This is a genomic window from Mucilaginibacter sp. NFX135 (assembly GCF_048565145.1).
Taxonomy (GTDB): domain Bacteria; phylum Bacteroidota; class Bacteroidia; order Sphingobacteriales; family Sphingobacteriaceae; genus Mucilaginibacter.
In genome coordinates this window covers 1,362,034-1,377,962 of sequence record NZ_CP183412.1, presented here as the reverse complement: position 1 = coordinate 1,377,962, position 15,929 = coordinate 1,362,034, and the positions used below count along the sequence as shown (strand labels likewise).

Annotated in this window: 20 protein-coding genes; 15 read left to right on the top strand and 5 right to left on the bottom strand. The window is 42.5% G+C overall.

Translation table 11 applies throughout. The features are described from left to right. Nucleotides 1-15 precede the first annotated feature (15 nt). The 3 genes from ACNURT_RS06065 (at nucleotide 16) to ACNURT_RS06055 (ending at nucleotide 2,213) form a co-directional block, all read left to right on the top strand. A complete protein-coding gene (locus tag ACNURT_RS06065) occupies nucleotides 16-828 on the top strand; it encodes a DUF1223 domain-containing protein (RefSeq protein ID WP_419700977.1) in 813 nt (270 codons plus the stop codon). A gap of 248 nt (nucleotides 829-1,076) precedes the next feature. After that, nucleotides 1,077-1,508, top strand: coding sequence for a hypothetical protein (locus tag ACNURT_RS06060; RefSeq protein WP_419700976.1), 432 nt, complete (start codon nucleotides 1,077-1,079; stop codon nucleotides 1,506-1,508). 24 nt (nucleotides 1,509-1,532) lie between these two features. Further along, nucleotides 1,533-2,213: a metal-dependent hydrolase gene (locus tag ACNURT_RS06055; RefSeq protein ID WP_370994035.1), complete on the top strand. Its 681-nt coding sequence runs from the start codon at nucleotides 1,533-1,535 to the stop codon at nucleotides 2,211-2,213. Nucleotides 2,214-2,287: 74 nt separating this feature from the next. Here ACNURT_RS06055 and ACNURT_RS06050 read toward each other — a convergent pair whose 3' ends face one another. From ACNURT_RS06050 to ACNURT_RS06040, 3 genes are all read right to left on the bottom strand, one after another. Next, complete coding sequence (locus tag ACNURT_RS06050) at nucleotides 2,288-2,764, bottom strand: organic hydroperoxide resistance protein (RefSeq protein ID WP_419700975.1); 477 nt, start codon at nucleotides 2,762-2,764, stop codon at nucleotides 2,288-2,290. A gap of 138 nt (nucleotides 2,765-2,902) precedes the next feature. Further along, a complete protein-coding gene (locus ACNURT_RS06045) occupies nucleotides 2,903-3,961 on the bottom strand; it encodes an alpha/beta fold hydrolase (protein ID WP_419700974.1) in 1,059 nt (352 codons plus the stop codon). 109 nt (nucleotides 3,962-4,070) lie between these two features. After that, nucleotides 4,071-5,351, bottom strand: coding sequence for an epoxide hydrolase family protein (locus tag ACNURT_RS06040; RefSeq protein WP_419700973.1), 1,281 nt, complete (start codon nucleotides 5,349-5,351; stop codon nucleotides 4,071-4,073). 132 nt (nucleotides 5,352-5,483) lie between these two features. On the opposite strand from ACNURT_RS06040, the gene ACNURT_RS06035 reads away from it, so the two are divergent. From ACNURT_RS06035 to ACNURT_RS05995, 9 genes are all read left to right on the top strand, one after another. Beyond that, entirely contained in the window at nucleotides 5,484-6,086 is a 603-nt protein-coding gene (locus ACNURT_RS06035) for a Crp/Fnr family transcriptional regulator (protein WP_419700972.1), read from the top strand. Nucleotides 6,087-6,196: 110 nt separating this feature from the next. Beyond that, nucleotides 6,197-6,748, top strand: a complete 552-nt coding sequence (locus ACNURT_RS06030; RefSeq protein ID WP_419700971.1) for a YceI family protein — start codon at nucleotides 6,197-6,199, stop codon at nucleotides 6,746-6,748. A 13-nt stretch (nucleotides 6,749-6,761) separates the two neighbouring features. Continuing rightward, on the top strand, nucleotides 6,762-6,980 hold the full coding sequence (locus ACNURT_RS06025; protein WP_419700970.1) for a tautomerase family protein: 219 nt from the start codon (nucleotides 6,762-6,764) through the stop codon (nucleotides 6,978-6,980). A gap of 5 nt (nucleotides 6,981-6,985) precedes the next feature. After that, nucleotides 6,986-7,720, top strand: a complete 735-nt coding sequence (locus ACNURT_RS06020; protein WP_419700969.1) for an SDR family NAD(P)-dependent oxidoreductase — start codon at nucleotides 6,986-6,988, stop codon at nucleotides 7,718-7,720. A gap of 1 nt (nucleotide 7,721) precedes the next feature. Further along, entirely contained in the window at nucleotides 7,722-8,174 is a 453-nt protein-coding gene (locus tag ACNURT_RS06015) for a nuclear transport factor 2 family protein (protein ID WP_419700968.1), read from the top strand. A gap of 18 nt (nucleotides 8,175-8,192) precedes the next feature. Continuing rightward, nucleotides 8,193-8,495, top strand: coding sequence for a putative quinol monooxygenase (locus tag ACNURT_RS06010; protein ID WP_370998998.1), 303 nt, complete (start codon nucleotides 8,193-8,195; stop codon nucleotides 8,493-8,495). 46 nt (nucleotides 8,496-8,541) lie between these two features. Further along, nucleotides 8,542-9,618 (top strand): NAD(P)H-dependent flavin oxidoreductase, encoded by a 1,077-nt coding sequence (locus tag ACNURT_RS06005; protein WP_419700967.1) that lies wholly within the window; start codon nucleotides 8,542-8,544, stop codon nucleotides 9,616-9,618. A gap of 29 nt (nucleotides 9,619-9,647) precedes the next feature. Next, on the top strand, nucleotides 9,648-10,496 hold the full coding sequence (locus ACNURT_RS06000) for an SDR family NAD(P)-dependent oxidoreductase (protein ID WP_419700966.1): 849 nt from the start codon (nucleotides 9,648-9,650) through the stop codon (nucleotides 10,494-10,496). A 73-nt stretch (nucleotides 10,497-10,569) separates the two neighbouring features. Beyond that, nucleotides 10,570-11,496 carry a Dyp-type peroxidase gene (locus tag ACNURT_RS05995; RefSeq protein ID WP_419700965.1) on the top strand — a complete coding sequence of 309 codons (927 nt, stop codon included), beginning with the start codon at nucleotides 10,570-10,572 and terminating at the stop codon, nucleotides 11,494-11,496. A gap of 267 nt (nucleotides 11,497-11,763) precedes the next feature. Here ACNURT_RS05995 and ACNURT_RS05990 read toward each other — a convergent pair whose 3' ends face one another. Further along, a complete protein-coding gene (locus ACNURT_RS05990; RefSeq protein ID WP_419700964.1) occupies nucleotides 11,764-12,240 on the bottom strand; it encodes a c-type cytochrome in 477 nt (158 codons plus the stop codon). 877 nt (nucleotides 12,241-13,117) lie between these two features. Here ACNURT_RS05990 and ACNURT_RS05985 point away from each other — a divergent pair. Genes ACNURT_RS05985 through ACNURT_RS05975 form a run of 3 tightly spaced genes read left to right on the top strand, consistent with a single transcriptional unit; the run spans nucleotide 13,118 to nucleotide 14,701 of the window. After that, a complete protein-coding gene (locus ACNURT_RS05985) occupies nucleotides 13,118-13,390 on the top strand; it encodes a hypothetical protein (RefSeq protein WP_419700963.1) in 273 nt (90 codons plus the stop codon). Next, nucleotides 13,387-14,157, top strand: a complete 771-nt coding sequence (locus ACNURT_RS05980) for a Ku protein (protein WP_419700962.1) — start codon at nucleotides 13,387-13,389, stop codon at nucleotides 14,155-14,157. The genes ACNURT_RS05985 and ACNURT_RS05980 overlap by 4 nt, the downstream gene beginning before the upstream one ends. Before the next feature lie 52 nt (nucleotides 14,158-14,209). After that, nucleotides 14,210-14,701 (top strand): inorganic diphosphatase, encoded by a 492-nt coding sequence (locus ACNURT_RS05975; RefSeq protein ID WP_419700961.1) that lies wholly within the window; start codon nucleotides 14,210-14,212, stop codon nucleotides 14,699-14,701. Between the two features lie 125 nt (nucleotides 14,702-14,826). On the opposite strand, the gene ACNURT_RS05970 is transcribed toward ACNURT_RS05975, so the two are convergent. Continuing rightward, nucleotides 14,827-15,888: an acyltransferase family protein gene (locus ACNURT_RS05970; protein ID WP_419700960.1), complete on the bottom strand. Its 1,062-nt coding sequence runs from the start codon at nucleotides 15,886-15,888 to the stop codon at nucleotides 14,827-14,829. Nucleotides 15,889-15,929 lie beyond the last annotated feature (41 nt).

The following is a 15,929-nucleotide window of genomic DNA, read 5'->3' as shown; positions in this document are numbered from 1 at the left end:
AAAAAATCAGAAGATATGAAAACTCTTAAAATCTTAGTTTTTTGCGCAGGTGCGATAGCATCCTTATTGGTAGCAACCTCATTGATAGATCCTACCACGGCTTCTCCTAAAAAAGATAATCATCCGGCTACAGGAAAAGGGTTTGCATTACTGGAACTATTTACCTCAGAAGGCTGTTCAAGCTGCCCTGCAGCTGATGACCTCTTGGCCAAAATTCAAAAAGAATCAAAAGACAAACCCGTTTATGTACTGGCGTATCATGTTGATTACTGGAACCGCCTGGGCTGGAAAGATGTGTTCAGTAATCAAGAATTTTCCAAACGGCAGGTTGCCTACGGACAATGGCTTAACAATCCGCAAATTTACACCCCACAGGTAGTGATCAATGGCAAAGCAGAGTGTGTAGGATCAGATGAACCGGCTCTTCGTAATGCCATTTCCGGGGCATTGGCAGGCACAGCATCGGCAGGTATTGCTTTACAGGTTCAGCAGGATAATGATAAGCTGGCCGTCAATTACCAGGTAACCGGCGGCTCGGCAACAGACCGATTATTAATTGCCCTTGTACAAAAATCGGCCATTAGTAAAGTGGCAGCCGGCGAAAACAGCGGCCGTACCTTAGTACACGCACAAATAGTACGACAGCTGCAAACCGTTAATTTAAATTCAGATAAAAAAGGGACAAGCTATATTAAAGCTCCTCATGGTTTTAATCCTCAAGGATGGGAGGTAGTTGGCTTTATCCAGAATACCACTACCGGCGAAGTTTTATCTGCCAGCCGGGCCAACCTGAACAGCAATAGCAACCTTAAAAGTAACGCATTATGAACAATGCCGGAAAGTATAGACAAAGCAGATTATTACTCGGTATTATATCGTTATTTTCTATGTCATTGCTCACAAGGGCGCCCTTTGAAAACAATCCACAAGATTGCGCCATGATCAGCGTTGCCGAAAAGAAGCATAAGGGCAAACATCCTACCAATGAAGATCAGATGCATTTATAAATAAACCATACCAGCCTTTCCAAAGAGGGCTGGTATTTTTATACAGCGGTAAAGTAAAATATCTAATCCATGAAAAAATCATTCTTGATAGCAATGGCATCGTTTCTGAGTATCGGTGCTTATGCGCAAACGCAATACGGCTCTGCACTGGAACTGAAGTGCACAGAAGAGGCGGTGACATTCAGCACGAACATACGATCGGGTTTGCACCTATACTCGCCTCACATAGGTTATGCGGATATGCATAAACCAACACCTAAATTAAGCTCTTCAAACCTTTACATCAGCAAAAATGCTATCCCGGAAGCACCCCTACCGGCCAATTTCGAAAAAGCATTTACACCCGGAGCCTCATCTCCTCAAAAAAACAATTTGCTTCTTCAAAAAACGATACATAATTTATTCCAGATAGACGAAACGGCTATCAACCACGCTTATACTATTTACGATTACAGCAAGATTTTGCCACAGGCAAGCGCCGGGATCATTACTTTAAATTAATTATCATTACATAAAAAACACGCTATGAAAATTACATATTACGGCCACTCCTGCTTCTCGGTAGTTGCTGGTAGCAAACACATTTTATTTGACCCCTTTATTACCGGAAACGAATTAGCGAAGGACATCGATATTGATACCATACCAGCTGATTACATTTTTGTATCACACGGACATTTTGACCACATGCTTGATGTGGTAGCCATTGCCAACCGCACGGGAGCTATGGTGGTGAGCATCTGGGAGCTTTACTCTTATTTTAGCAAACAAGGAGTAAAAAATGTACATCCATTAAATCCGGGTGGCAAAGTTGCTTTTGATTTTGGCACGGCAAAATCAGTTATAGCTCAGCATTCCAGCAGCCTGCCGGATGGAACTTATGCCGGTGTAGCCTGCGGATTTGTTTTAAAAACCGCTGAGGGTAATTTTTATTACAGCGGTGATACCGGACTTACTTTGGATATGACGCTAATCCCCAAATGGGCAGATCTCGACTTCGCTGTGTTTCCAATTGGAGACGCCTTAACCATGGGTATAGAAGAAGCGATTGAAGCCGCGCAATTTGTTAAAACCAATAAAGTATTGGGTGTTCATTATGATACCTTCGGCTTTATTAAGATCGATAAAGCCGGTGCCATTAAGCAATTTAAAACAGCAGGAATAGAGCTACATCTGCCAGCGATAGGTGAAAGTATTGATATCTGATCAGCCTCAAATTTATCCAAAAAAAAAGCCTGCCCGATTATCTCGGGCAGGCTTTTTTTATTTAGAAAGGGGTATTAAACGAGATTGATCACTACGTTGATATTACCTTTGGTTAGTTTAGAATATGGACAGGTTTGGTGAGCAGCTTCTATCAAAGCTTGTGCTATTTCACGATCTAAACCTGGCAGACTTACATTAAGACGGGCTTGCAGGAAGTAAGCGCCGGAAGTAATACCCAGATCTACTTCTGCATCAATAGCCAGTTCGGCAGGTAGGGTTACCCTCATTTTAGCAGCGGCAATACCCATAGCTCCTTCAAAACATGCCGACCAGCCGGCAGCGAATAATTGCTCTGGATTAGTACCCGGAGCCGATGTGCCAGGAGTAGCATGCCTGATATCTAAACGGCCATCATTGCTGCGGGAAAAACCTTCACGGGCACCTGTGGTGCGTACTTTGGCGGTGTATAATACTTTTTCGATTTTATTATCGGTAATATTTTCGATGATTTTGATTGAATTCACTGGTGAATCTATTTTATTGGTTTCCATTGTTTTGTTTTTTTAAATTGTTATTTGTTATTGTTGCTCAAATATACCCTCATATTGGGCGGTGCCCTATCATTAAATACAGCAAGCGGACAACGGGCATGCTGAAGCAGACATTTTTAAGTTTGAATATTTTATAGCTTATTTAGTATAACTATCTACTTCGATGATCGCGTCGGCAAAAGCCTTTGGAGCCTCCTGCGGCAGGTTATGCCCTACACCACCGGTGATAGTATGGTGCGCATATTTACCGGAGAATTTGTTACGATAAGATGCAGGTTCCGCATGCGGCGCGCCATTGGCATCGCCTTCAAGAGTTATGGTTGGCACAGTGATCACCGGGCTTTTGGCCAATTGTTTCTCCACATCATCATATTTCGCTTCGCCTTCGGCCAGGCCCAATCTCCAGCGGTAGTTATGGATCACAATATTCACATAGTCCGGATTGTCAAAAGAAGCGGCGGTACGGTTAAAGGTAGCTTCGTCGAAATTCCATTTTGGTGATGCAGTTTCCCAGATCAATTTTGCAAACTCTTTTCTGTATTGGTTATAACCTTCGCGACCGCGTTCTGTAGCAAAGTAATACTGGTACCACCAGCTGAACTCGGCTTTTGGTGGCAGCGGATGTTTGCTGGCCTCCAGGTTGGTCATCAGGTAACCGCTCACCGAAACCAAGGCTTCACAACGCTCTGGCCACAGGGCTGCGATAATACAGGCTGTCCGTCCTCCCCAATCATAACCGGCAAATATGGCTTTTTTGATCTGAAGCGCGTCTATCAATGCAATAATGTCCACCGCTACAGCAGATTGCTGGCCGTTTCTGGGTGTATTGTCCGAAAGGAAACGGGTAGTACCATGACCGCGTAAATGCGGAATAATTACCCGGTAACCTGCAGATACCAACAGTGGAGCTACATCAACAAAGCTGTTGATATCGTAAGGCCAGCCATGTAGCAAAACAACTACTTTACCATTAGCGGGCCCTACCTCAACATATCCCATATTCAATACGCCGGCGTTAATTTGTTTAACATTATCAAATACCTTATTTGAACTGGGCTTGAATAGGGTTTTACCTGTTGAATTTGCTTTTTCAGATTGTGCTTTTGCCGGGCTGAATATTCCGAGTTGAGTTGCTGCGATAGTGATTGCCGCGGTACTTAAAAAACGACGGCGACTGTTTTGGATTTCGTTTGACATCTTAATTTCTCCTTTTATTTAATGGTATGGGCTGAATGATAATTACCGGGAGCCCGCAGGTCAATTTAATACATTGGCCTGCGGCCGGTAACACTATATACTCGATCAGTTATTTACGTAATGATTTGAATGCTGCACGAAGCTCTTCTGCAAAAAGTTGTGGCTCTTCCCAGGCAGCAAAGTGACCGCCCTTATTTACCTCGTGGAAATAAATAAGGTTGTGATAGCTTTTTTCGGCCCAGCTTTTTGGTGCCTGATAGATCTCTCCCGGGAAAACTGTTATCGCGGCAGGGATCGAAATATTAACCGCGTTAAAGTTATTGGCATTGTTTTCCCAGTATAGTTGTGCTCCAGATGTAGCTGTGTTGGTCAACCAGTATAAGGTAATATCATCCAGCATCTCATCCTTGGTTAATGATTTTTCAGGATCGCCACCGCTGTAGGTCCAGTCGGCAAACTTATCATAAAACCATGCGGCTAAACCTACTGGTGAATCAGACAAACTGTAACCAATGGTTTGTGGGCGGGTTACCATGATACCGGCATATCCGCCACCCCTGGTATACAAATTATTCAACGATTGATAAGCAGCTTTTTCTTTGGCAGAAAGGTTGTCTGGAGCAGGACTGCTGCTGGCCAGTAATTTGGCAATATCGGCAGGCACAGTAGCTGGCATATTAACATGGATACCTAATAAGCCATCCGGTTTTTGAGCCGCCATCTTATCTGCAACTACCGAACCCCAGTCGCCGCCCTGCGATACATAATTTTTATATCCTAAACGCTTCATCAATATATCCCAGGCACGGGCTATGTGATCGGCGTTCCAACCGGTTGTGGTAGGTTTACCAGAGAAACCATAACCTGGCATAGAAGGGATGATCACATCAAATGAATCTTCTTTGCGACCACCGTAAGCTTCGGGATCGGTGAGCGGACCAACAACTTTCAGCAATTCAAAAACTGAACCTGGCCAGCCGTGGGTGATGATCACCGGTAGGGCATTTGGATTTTTTGAACGCACATGAATAAAGTGGATATCCAACCCATCAATATTAGTGATGAACTGTGGCAGGGCATTCAGTTTGTCTTCTGCTTTGCGCCAGTCGTACCCTGTTCCCCAATATTTTACCAGGGCTTGTATTTTTTCCAGTTGAGCGCCTTGTGAGCGATCAGTAACCGTTTCTTTTTCGGCCCAGCGGGTTGATTGCACACGTTGACGCAGGCTGGCAAGTGCCTCATCTGAAACGTGAGCCTGAAAAGGGCGGATAGCATCAGGCTGCTGAGTGCTGACAGATGTGTTGGTTTGAGCAAAGCTGGTGGTTGCTGTAAACAGGGCAAATGCACCGGCAATAACTTTACTGATAAGGATGTGTTTATTCGTTTTCATGATTTAAATTTTTTGAGTTTTTGTTATTGTGTCCTCAAAAGTATCCTTACCCTGATCCCAACCCTATCACTATATATGGCAAGTAGACAAAGCCCATCCCGAACTGGTCATTTTAAAACTCGAATTTTTAAAATGTTAAATGCATTAAGTATTTTTGATTTGATGCAAGCAAAAGAAATACTCCAGGCGCATATCGCTAAAACTATATCGTTAACAGATAAACAGTTCGATTATCTCTTTTCGCATTTCAAACAGCGGTCTTTTAAGAAGGGGCAGGTTATTATTGCCGCTGGTGATACGGTAGATTATGAATATTTTGTGCTGGATGGCTGCCTCAAATCATTTTATATAAACGATGACCTGAAAATGTTCATCCTCCAATTTGCCATGCCCACCTGGTGGGCATCAGATTATAACGCGCTTTACAGCAACGCGAAAGCTACGATCAATTTGGATTGTATTACAGACGCCGAAGTGCTTTACCTGTCAAACGAGGACCGGGAAAAACTCTGTAACGAGATCCATCAGGTGGAGCATTTTTTTCGCTGGCGTACCAACAGGGGTTATGTTGCATCTCAAAAAAGGTTACTATCATTTATGAATAATGATGCCAAACATCGCTATGAGGAGCTGCTGGCCCTATATCCTGCCCTATACAATATCGTCCCCAAACACTTAATTGCCGCCTATTTGGGGGTTTCGCGGGAAACTCTGAGCAGGCTCTATCAGCACTGAAAATGTGACCTACATCACGTAATTTACCCGTTTCTTTAAATGTGATGTAGGTCACGTAAGTTCCTCTTCATTCCTCCCCACATTTGTATTGTCATTAAAGACATACAAACATGAAAACACAAAATTTTAAAATCGCAAGCGCTAAAAGTAACATCGACTGGACCGGGCGCAAAGTAACCGGCGCACATAACGGAACTATCTCTGTTAAAGAAGGTTCCTTAACTTTAAACGATGGCCAGCTTACAGGCGGCCGCTTTATTATCGATACTACATCGATCAACATCCTGGATATAACCGATCCTGCCACCAACGCCCAATTTGCCGGTCACCTGGCTTCTGAGGATTTCTTCAATTCCAAACAATATCCCGAAGCATTGTTCGTGATCACCGCATCTGCCCCTAAGGGTAATGGCGTTTATCATATTGATGGCGACCTGACCATTAAAGACCTTACCCATCCGGTAGCGTTTGACGCGCAGATTGATCATGCTGGTGATGTAGTTACTGCATCTGGTAAAATCGTGATCGATCGTACCAAATACGGTATGAAATTCCGTTCAGGTAATTTCTTCAAAGATCTGGGCGACACCCTGATCTACAACGAGTTTGAACTACATGTAACCATCACCGCTAACGCTGTTGCCGAAACAGCTGCAGCCTAAAAAACCTACAGCCATGCCATTTGTAAAAATCGAGCTCACCCGTGAGGGAGTCACCCGTGAACAAAAACAAACCCTAATAAAAGGTGTAACCGACCTGCTGACCAGCACCTTAAATAAAGACCCGCATTTAACCCATGTGGTGATACAGGAAGTTGACCTGGACGATTGGGGCTATGCCGGCGAACAAGTATCTGTACTAAGAGAAAAAGGCATCACAGCCGATAAAAAATAAAGACCATGAAAAAACAAACCGTCATCGTTACCGGAGCATCATCCGGTATCGGTAAAGAAATAGCCCGTTATTTTTTAGAAAAGGGCGATAATGTAGTGATCAATTCCTCCACTGCTCATAAACTCGAAAAAGTTTATCAGGAACTTGGTGCAGGAGATAACCTGGCCATGGTAGCAGGCAATGTAAGCCATAAACAAACCGGCGAACAGCTGGTAGCCAAGGCTATTGAAAAATTTGGTTCGGCAGATGTGCTGGTGAACAATGCCGGTATATTTGAAACCAGGCCTTTCCTGGAAGTAGACGAAGCTTACCTCGACCGCTTTCTGAATACAAATCTGAAGGGCACTTACTTTACCACCCAGGCGGTTATACCACAAATGTTGAAACAGCACGATGGTGTAGTGATCAATATTGGTACACCCTTGGTTAACCACTCGCTTACCGGGGTGCCTATTACGGCGCAAATGGCATCAAAGGGGGCCATACAAGCGCTTACTATACAACTGGCAAGCGAGTTTGGTAAGGATAACATCCGGGTGAATACCATCGCGCCCGGCACCATCCGCACTCCTATGCATGGTGACAATGCCGATCAAAGCGCGGGATTGCATCTGCTGAACCGTGTGGGCGAAGTAGAAGACATTGCCGAAATGGTTTATACCGTTGCCAAAAGTAAGTTTATTACCGGCGCTATCATCAATGTAGATGGTGGTATGGCTGCCGGGCATAATTTAAATTGATATGAAAACCCTTTTATTAACCGCTTTAATGTTCTGTACCTTACAGAACATTAAAGTACAAAACTTTAAGAAAATGGAAAATAATCAGGATAGCAGAGCTGCCATTACCGAGGTACTCGAAGACACTTACTTCAAAGGAATATACGAAGGGGATGTTAACTCATTAAGCAAAATTTATTATAACGGCACCTTATTATTTGGTGATGTAAAAGGCCAGCCTTATGCCAAAACACTGGCGCAATATCTGGATGGTGTGGCAAACCGCCAAAGCCCTAAAGACTCCGGCAAACCGTTTAAAGGTGAAATTATTGATGTCAGGGTAGTAAATTCCATAGCCGTTGCCGAAGTAAAGGTAAAAATGTATGATTTCAATTATCATGAGTTCCTGTCATTCCACCAGATTGAGGGCAAATGGCTCATCGTTAATAAAATGATCAGCGATATCGCTCAATAAACAATAAATATTTTGGTCATGGATAACAAGATTACGTTGATCGCCAACATAGATATACTCCCAGGGTTTGAGGCAGAGGTAAAGCATGCAATGATTGCCATGGCTGCGGAAACCCGCAAGGAAACAGGTTGCGAATTATTTCAGGTGAACACCAGGGATGATTCACCGCAAATGATGGTCAATTATGAGGTGTATAAAAACCAGGAAGCTTTTGAGTTACATAAAACTTATGCCTATGCCGCTGCGTTCTTTGATTACGTGAAAGGGAAGATAAAAAACGATAAGATTGAGGTAATCCATTTGTCGGGGTTAAGCAGCTAATCCTTCAAAATAATTACAGTATAAAGCAATAAAAAATTATAAAATCATGTGGTATAACACAAAAGCAACGGAAATATTAGGCATTGAATATCCCATTATGCAGGGGCCATTCGGCGGCGGACTATCATCGGTTGAACTGGTAGCTACGGTATCCAACGCGGGTGGTTTAGGTGGATTTGGAGCTTATACTTTGAGTCCGCAAGAGATTTATGAAAAGGATAAACAGATAAAGGCGGCCACCAACAAACCCTACAATATCAACCTGTGGGTTTCTGATACTGATGCGGTGGACGGTACTATTTCGGATGAGCATTTTGAGCAGGCTAAAGCTTTATTCAAACCCTATTTTGATGAAGCCGGAATCCCCTTGCCCCAAAAGCCAGCAGTTTTTAAACCCCGCTTTGAAAACCAGGTTGAAGTAATACTGAGCACCCGTCCAAAAGTATTCAGTTTTATGTTTGGCATACCCTCTGCAGATATCCTGGAACAATGCCGTAAACAGGGCATTAAAACGGTTGGCGCTGCCACAACGCTTGATGAAGCAATTGCACTGGAAGCGGCAGGTGTAGATATGATCATCGCCTCGGGTTTTGAATCCGGCGGTCACCGTCCTTCATTTTTAGCCTCTGCCGAACAATCAATCACCGGAACTTTTGTACTGATCCAATTGATCAAAGAGAAAGTAAAAACACCTATCATAGCCGCGGGTGGTATCGCAAGCGGTCGCGGTATAGCGGCAGCCCTCACTTTGGGCGCAGATGCCGCGCAAATTGGTACCGCATTCCTGGCCTGTGATGAATCGGGAGCCTTACCCATTCACCGGCAAATGTTATTTTCTGATGCGGCTAAATATACCACACTATCACGCGCCTTTACAGGTCGGCTTGGTCGTGGTATTACCAGCAGGGTTGCTAAAGATTTAGTGGGAAAAGAGAAACAATTTTTGCCCTTCCCCTTGCAAACTACTTTCATGTCATCGTTAAGAAAAGCGGCGCTTGAGCAACAAAAATGGGATATGGTACTGTTCTGGGGCGGGCAAATCGCCCCTATTCTTAAACATACCAAGGCCGCGATTTTGATGCAATCTTTAATCGAGGAGACATCAAAGATCATGGTAGCCTAAAATCAATGCTGATTTAAAACAAACAAGCTATGAACTCGTCAAAAGTATGGTACGTAACCGGGGCCTCACAAGGGTTGGGGCTTAACCTGGTAAAAAAGCTATTGCACAATGGCCACCGGGTAGCCGCTACCTCGCGCAATGCGCAGACTCTTAAAGATGCTGTTGGCGTGATAGATACAGATCGCTTTCTTCCGCTGGCGGTGGACTTGAATAACCTGGATTGCATAGAAGAATCGATCAGGCAAACCATCACCGCTTTCGGGAAAATTGATGTGCTGGTTAATAATGCCGGCTACGGCATGGCCGGTACCGCAGAAGAGATAGTGGAGCAGGATATCAAAAACATTTTTGATGTGAATGTTCTGGCTACCATTAATGTTACCCGGAGCGTACTGCCCGTTATGCGCAGGCAAAAAGCCGGCTTTATCATTAATATGAGTTCTGTTGCCGGTTTTGCAGGTGCACCTGGGTGGTCAATATATTCGGCTACCAAAGCCGCCGTAACAGCCTTTTCTGAAGTTTTAGCGCTTGATGTTAAGGAGTTTAGTATTAAGGTAACGGTGGTTGAACCATCCAGCTTCCGCACTGGTTTTCTCACTCAAAATTCACTGGCTTATACAGAAAGCAAAATTGAAGGTTACCAGGCGGTTAAAGATACACAGGAGCGTTACCTGGCAGCCAACGGTAAACAACCAGGCGATCCGGATAAGGCTGCCGATATATTGATCCGGATCTCTGAAGATCAGCACCCCCCATTACATCTGTACCTCGGTCAGGATGCCTATAATCGTGCATCAGAAAAACTGGCCGCTATGGCTAATGAACTGGAAGCGTGGAAAGCAACTACTATAGGCGCCGATTTTCAGGATCAGAATTAATGGTTTTTATAATTTAATGCTGTTGACGATTTTACTTATTTTCGTACCACACAACAGATATATAGTATAACTTATGAAGCCGGATTCGCAGAATGTAACAGACTACACCAATAACAACACTATATTTATGGTTTGGAGCTTTAAGGATGGCCTGGAGGTTAAAAATACTTTCAGTCAACTTTGTAAGCTGATCATCAACCTTAATAATTCTGCGAATATCCGTTTCCCTGTTTCCCGGGCAAGCTGTGTGATGGGCATTGGACACGATGCCTGGCTCAGGCTTGGGCTCCCTCTTCCATTACCTAAAGAATTAACGAATTTTGCGCCCATCGCAGGCGATAAACACACAGCGGTTTCTACCAAAGGAGATCTGCACTTTCATATCAGGGCCGATACTACCAGTATTTGTTATGATATGGCATCTGCCATTACGGATCTTTTAAGTCCTGTGGCTATCAGTACAGAAGAAATTCATGGTTTCAGGTATTGGGACAGCCGCTCTATTTTGGGTTTTGTTGATGGTACCGAAAACCCACATGGACAAGACAGGGAGTTTTTTAGCATGGTGGCTGATGAAGATCCTGTTTATGAAGGCGGGAGCTATCTTTTCACACAAAAATATATCCATGATTTAACTGCATGGAAAGGACTTTCTACAGAGCAACAGGAGAAGGTAATAGGACGGTACAAAGCGAATGACATAGAAATGGGTGATGACGTAAAACCATCCAATTCTCATATAGCTTTAGCCAATGTTGGCGACGAACTTAAAATTGTTCGGGATAATATGCCTTTTGGCAGTATGTCAACCAATGAAATGGGTACCTATTTTATAGCTTATGCGAGCACATTCAGCACGGTGCAGCAGATGCTGAGTAACATGTTCATAGGTTCGCCCGAAGGGAATTATGACAGGATATTAGATTTCAGCACAGCCAAAACCGGGAGCCTGTTTTTTGTACCCACATTTAATATGGTTGATGATTTTTCATCAAATTAAGGCAACTCGTTAGCTTTGTTAGCTTCGACATTTTCCTGGTCGCCTTCGTTGGTCAGGATTAATGATATTTAAATCAAAGCGAGTCATTACTCCTTTAGTGGTATATTAAGACACGTCTCTTCTGCTTGAGCAGGAAAGATGACGAATATTTGTAGCACATTGTTCAGAGCCAACATCCTGTTTTACTCCAGCCATGCTTTCCAGCATCGGGTTTATTTCAGTTTTTATAGCCCGAGGACTTACCGGTATCTTTGCAGACAAGTAAATTTATTTTTTCAACGATAAAACATATTTAGCCATTTCTTTAGCATCGCTTTCAGATAAAGAAGGATGCGGTGTCATTGCAATATCTCCCCAATTTCCTTTTCCGCCCGTGATGATTTTTTTTGAAAGCATTTCAATGTTTGTTTCAGAGGCGGGATATTTAGCTGCTATATCCTGAAATGCGGGTCCTATCAGCTTTGTATCCAGCTTATGACAGGTATTACAATCCGCTTTAGCGATCAGGTCTTTACCTATGTTAGAGCCAGCTCCGCCCCCGGTAGGCTCCGTCCCTATTTTCATCGCACTCGTATCGGCTTCAGAGTTTCTTGCCTTTGCAGTCTGTTTTACAGAAGCGGAACTATCAGTTCCACCTGTTTTCTTATCCGAAGAATTGCTTTTACAACTTGCAACCAAAGTTATGAAAGGAAGTAGCAAAATGGCTTTTTTCGCAAATATTACTTGTGTTCTTATAAAGCTCATATTAGGGAAATTAAATTTGTTAACGAAATAGAAGTGTCCATTAAGCAATTATTACAATATGCTTAGCCCCTCCTGTTTACTAATCTTTACGCTTTGTTCTCCTGATAATGAGAAAAATGGCGACAATAATAAATACGCCAATAAATACAAATGCGAATGGTAATAACATATTGAAAAAGTTTAAAAGTAAATTATCAGTTATAGTTGGTGATCAGTGACTGTATGCGTTTGGTTGTAACAGTCAGTAACAGCAGATGCACCTCCCCCGCTCCTTACTCCGATACTTGTGAAACTACTGTCTTGCGTTGAGTTATTTTTTTCACTCTTGCACGCTGCCAAACTTTTGGAAAGTGCCAATAGTATAATTTGGGTCTTGATTTTCATAATAGGTTTTGTTGATGATATATAATAAGTACATTTTCCTTAAACTATTGTTTTTGTATTAATAATTAATTATTTAATAAAACAACATGCACTTTAATAGCGGGTTGCAATAACGCCTTCATCGATGGTAGTACGTTTAGATATCAGCTTATAATGAACCTCGAAATTAAGCTCAGATCTTCATGATAAACTGGCTGTGTTAAACTTTCAGCATTTACCATGGATGGTGTAGGTGTAGGATTGCCGTATTTATCGGTATACCCTGGCGGCTTCCGGCGATAACACCCTGAACAGTGATTTGAAATAATCTTGTATCCATTATAAGACAAAGATCATGAGCGGAAAAATACATCGATTTGCCCCAGGTCGTCAACAAATGTTTATCAATAGATTTTGGCAAACAGCAAAATCTATTGTTACTTTTCTTCTTTTGGTTTTATATAATAGCTAAACAAAATCTTGCTGAAATAGTTGTAATAAAAAGCCTTAACGTATGGAAAATTATCCCATCACCATCAGTACAAACAAAAAAGTACATCATTTTGAAGTAGGTGAATATGTTCATTATCACGATGAAAAGTGTAAGTTCCGCGTATTTGAGAATGGGGTTTATGTGGCCAGTTTTGAACCTGATGATCATCAATTCCTGCATATATGCCAGAATCCTGGTCGGGTAGATGAGCATGTTCTGCATCTGCTGGCAGATCAGATTGAGGCTCACCATCCTCATGGAATCAATGATAATATTCGAAAATTAAAGCTATGAGAAGTATCTGGAAAGGTTCGATCGGATTTGGCCTTGTCAGCATCCCGGTCAAATTATACTCGGCAGTTCAAACTTCGTCACTGGATCTGGACATGCTGGACAGCCGCGATCATGCGCATATCAAGTTCCAGCGGGTGAATGAAAACACCAAAAAGGAAGTCCCTTATGACAAGATTGTAAAAGGATATAAATATGATGATGACTATATCATTGTGGAGGAATCCGACTTTGAAGCAGCGGCACCTGAAAAAAGCAGGGTGATCGAGATCGAAAATTTTGTGGATATGGACGAGGTGAATCCTATGCTTTACGAAACTTCGTACTATACAGAACCGGAAACAAAGAATAACAAAGCCTATGCCTTGCTGCTGGAAGCGCTGAAGAAATCCGGTAAGGCAGGATTAGCGCGATTTGTTTTACGAAGTACAGAAAATTTGTGCATTATCCACCCTGTTAAAAAATCCATTGTAGTGACCCGCATCCGTTTTGAACAGCAGATCCGTGATCAGGACGAGCTCAAACTGGACGATAAGGTGACGGTGAGTAAAAAAGAGCTGGATATGGGACTGGCGCTGATCAACCAATATGCAGCGCCGCTGGATCTATCCGGATACAAAGATGAATACCATTCTGAATTGCTCAGATTGATTGAAGCGAAAGCCAAAGGCAAACGTCCAACCATTAAAAAGCTGAAACCGAAAGCTGCAAAAAGCAATGATCTTTATGACCAATTGATGAGCAGCCTGACTGCAAAAAAGGGTGCCTGACAGAATTAACTCTGATGAAAACAATAGAGATCAACCGGATAAGCAACCAGCTATGCAAACTATAACTGCTATGATTGAATGCCCAAAGGGTATCAACTATAAACTCAAATACGACCAAGAAAAACACTCTTTTAAGTTAAACAGAGTCTTACCGTCAGGATTGGTCTTCCCTTATGACTTCGGAATGATTCCCGGAACTAAAGGTGAGGACGGCGACCCGCTCGACGTCATTGTCCTTTCAGAGATCAGCGGCTTCCCTGGCCTGGAAATGGAATGTCGTATTATTGGCGTACTGCAATGCGAACAAACTGAAAAGAATGGCAAAACTTTACGCAATGACAGGTACCTCGGCGTTGCTGAAAAATCATCAGTATATGCTAATATTATCGATATAGGCGACTTGCCGGAAAATATGATAAGTCAGTTGGAAGCATTTTTTAAGAATTACAATGAACAGGACGGCAAGCAATTTCGCATATTGAATCAACTGGATGCAAACGAAGCTATGCTTGTTATTAGCGACAAAAAAATAAAAGGAATATAACCTTACAAGACCAAAAACTTCAGTCTGTTTTCTGGGAAAGCAATATCGCAAATAAAAAATATATTGATTATGCCTATGACTTTGGCGCATCGCACTTAGGTAATCTACGTACTTACGGTATATCGTTAGGCACCAGTTTTTATGACTTCCGGCTTAATGGTTTGCGGTTGTTTGAGTCGCAAAAACGGGCGTTCAACCCAAATGAAACTTATTAATGCGACAATACCCGTTAAGGCAATACAAGCGGTCAAATACCATATAACAGGTATTGCCGGATTGAAAACCCTAAACAACAGCTGCTGTATCGGGAAGGCGTAAATATACAGGCCGTATGAAATATCGTACTTTAACGAAACCTGGAAGTTCGAGAACCCTTTAACTCCTAAAATAGCAATGCTTACTGGAGCTATCATTAAAAAACCGCCAAATTTAATAAGGGCAAGGGATGCCAAAAAAATAAATAGCTGCCCTTTTGCATCAATAAAAATTTCGTTTCTGAAAACGTATAAACAGGTGCCGCATACATAACAGGTATATAATTTCCGGGCGTTTGACAGGGTTAAAAATGTTGGGCCAAATGGTGCTCCGGGATACAGATTAACCACGTAGATGGCATACACTAAAATAAACAGCAAAAGAAGCGCTTGCTTATTTTTATTTAACAAGCCAAACAATCCTAAAAACAAGGTAAGTCCATAACATAATGCTTCCGGAAACAAACTCCATAGGCTACCGTTAAGGGAATCTTTGTATAATGAATTTTGCAAAACGTTACCAACACTCCATTGCCGCATAGTTAAAAAAGCATTTTGATAAACAAACGAAAAGGATCCGTTTACGTTCCAGAAATTGAAACCGGCAATGTTTTTATTGTTGATGTAAAAAATAGCTGGGGCAATTACAAAGGCGGTAACGATGAGGCAAACCCAATAGCCGGGAAACAATCTGAGGAACCTGTTCCTAATGAATCTTACAATGTTGGGCGACCTGTCAAAACTGGCAGCTATTAAATAACCGCTTAACGAAAAAAAGCCCATCACCCCAATTTCCGACAGAACGATCTGGCCTTTTGAAAATAATTGTAGCGGTTCGGTACCGGCACCGGTAATCATATAACCATGCGAAACCAATACCATGATGGCAAAAATTACACGAAGCAGGTCGAAGGCATTTTTATGGTTAGGCATACAACTAATAAGTGACTAATGTATAAAATTACAGCCACTTC

What these genes read in the sequence shown, in the direction of transcription:
- ACNURT_RS06050 (WP_419700975.1), bottom strand. Translation starts at nt 2,764, where the DNA reads ATGGAAACCAATAAAATAGATTCACCAGTGAATTCAATCAAAATCATC.
- ACNURT_RS05975 (WP_419700961.1), top strand. Translation starts at nt 14,210, where the DNA reads ATGCAAACTATAACTGCTATGATTGAATGCCCAAAGGGTATCAACTAT.
- ACNURT_RS06005 (WP_419700967.1), top strand. Translation starts at nt 8,542, where the DNA reads ATGTGGTATAACACAAAAGCAACGGAAATATTAGGCATTGAATATCCC.
- ACNURT_RS05995 (WP_419700965.1), top strand. Translation starts at nt 10,570, where the DNA reads ATGAAGCCGGATTCGCAGAATGTAACAGACTACACCAATAACAACACT.
- ACNURT_RS05990 (WP_419700964.1), bottom strand. Translation starts at nt 12,240, where the DNA reads ATGAGCTTTATAAGAACACAAGTAATATTTGCGAAAAAAGCCATTTTG.
- ACNURT_RS06030 (WP_419700971.1), top strand. Translation starts at nt 6,197, where the DNA reads ATGAAAACACAAAATTTTAAAATCGCAAGCGCTAAAAGTAACATCGAC.
- ACNURT_RS06060 (WP_419700976.1), top strand. Translation starts at nt 1,077, where the DNA reads ATGAAAAAATCATTCTTGATAGCAATGGCATCGTTTCTGAGTATCGGT.
- ACNURT_RS06010 (WP_370998998.1), top strand. Translation starts at nt 8,193, where the DNA reads ATGGATAACAAGATTACGTTGATCGCCAACATAGATATACTCCCAGGG.
- ACNURT_RS06020 (WP_419700969.1), top strand. Translation starts at nt 6,986, where the DNA reads ATGAAAAAACAAACCGTCATCGTTACCGGAGCATCATCCGGTATCGGT.
- ACNURT_RS06045 (WP_419700974.1), bottom strand. Translation starts at nt 3,961, where the DNA reads ATGTCAAACGAAATCCAAAACAGTCGCCGTCGTTTTTTAAGTACCGCG.
- ACNURT_RS06055 (WP_370994035.1), top strand. Translation starts at nt 1,533, where the DNA reads ATGAAAATTACATATTACGGCCACTCCTGCTTCTCGGTAGTTGCTGGT.
- ACNURT_RS06040 (WP_419700973.1), bottom strand. Translation starts at nt 5,351, where the DNA reads ATGAAAACGAATAAACACATCCTTATCAGTAAAGTTATTGCCGGTGCA.
- ACNURT_RS06035 (WP_419700972.1), top strand. Translation starts at nt 5,484, where the DNA reads ATGTTAAATGCATTAAGTATTTTTGATTTGATGCAAGCAAAAGAAATA.
- ACNURT_RS06065 (WP_419700977.1), top strand. Translation starts at nt 16, where the DNA reads ATGAAAACTCTTAAAATCTTAGTTTTTTGCGCAGGTGCGATAGCATCC.
- ACNURT_RS05985 (WP_419700963.1), top strand. Translation starts at nt 13,118, where the DNA reads ATGGAAAATTATCCCATCACCATCAGTACAAACAAAAAAGTACATCAT.
- ACNURT_RS06015 (WP_419700968.1), top strand. Translation starts at nt 7,722, where the DNA reads ATGAAAACCCTTTTATTAACCGCTTTAATGTTCTGTACCTTACAGAAC.
- ACNURT_RS06025 (WP_419700970.1), top strand. Translation starts at nt 6,762, where the DNA reads ATGCCATTTGTAAAAATCGAGCTCACCCGTGAGGGAGTCACCCGTGAA.
- ACNURT_RS05980 (WP_419700962.1), top strand. Translation starts at nt 13,387, where the DNA reads ATGAGAAGTATCTGGAAAGGTTCGATCGGATTTGGCCTTGTCAGCATC.
- ACNURT_RS06000 (WP_419700966.1), top strand. Translation starts at nt 9,648, where the DNA reads ATGAACTCGTCAAAAGTATGGTACGTAACCGGGGCCTCACAAGGGTTG.
- ACNURT_RS05970 (WP_419700960.1), bottom strand. Translation starts at nt 15,888, where the DNA reads ATGCCTAACCATAAAAATGCCTTCGACCTGCTTCGTGTAATTTTTGCC.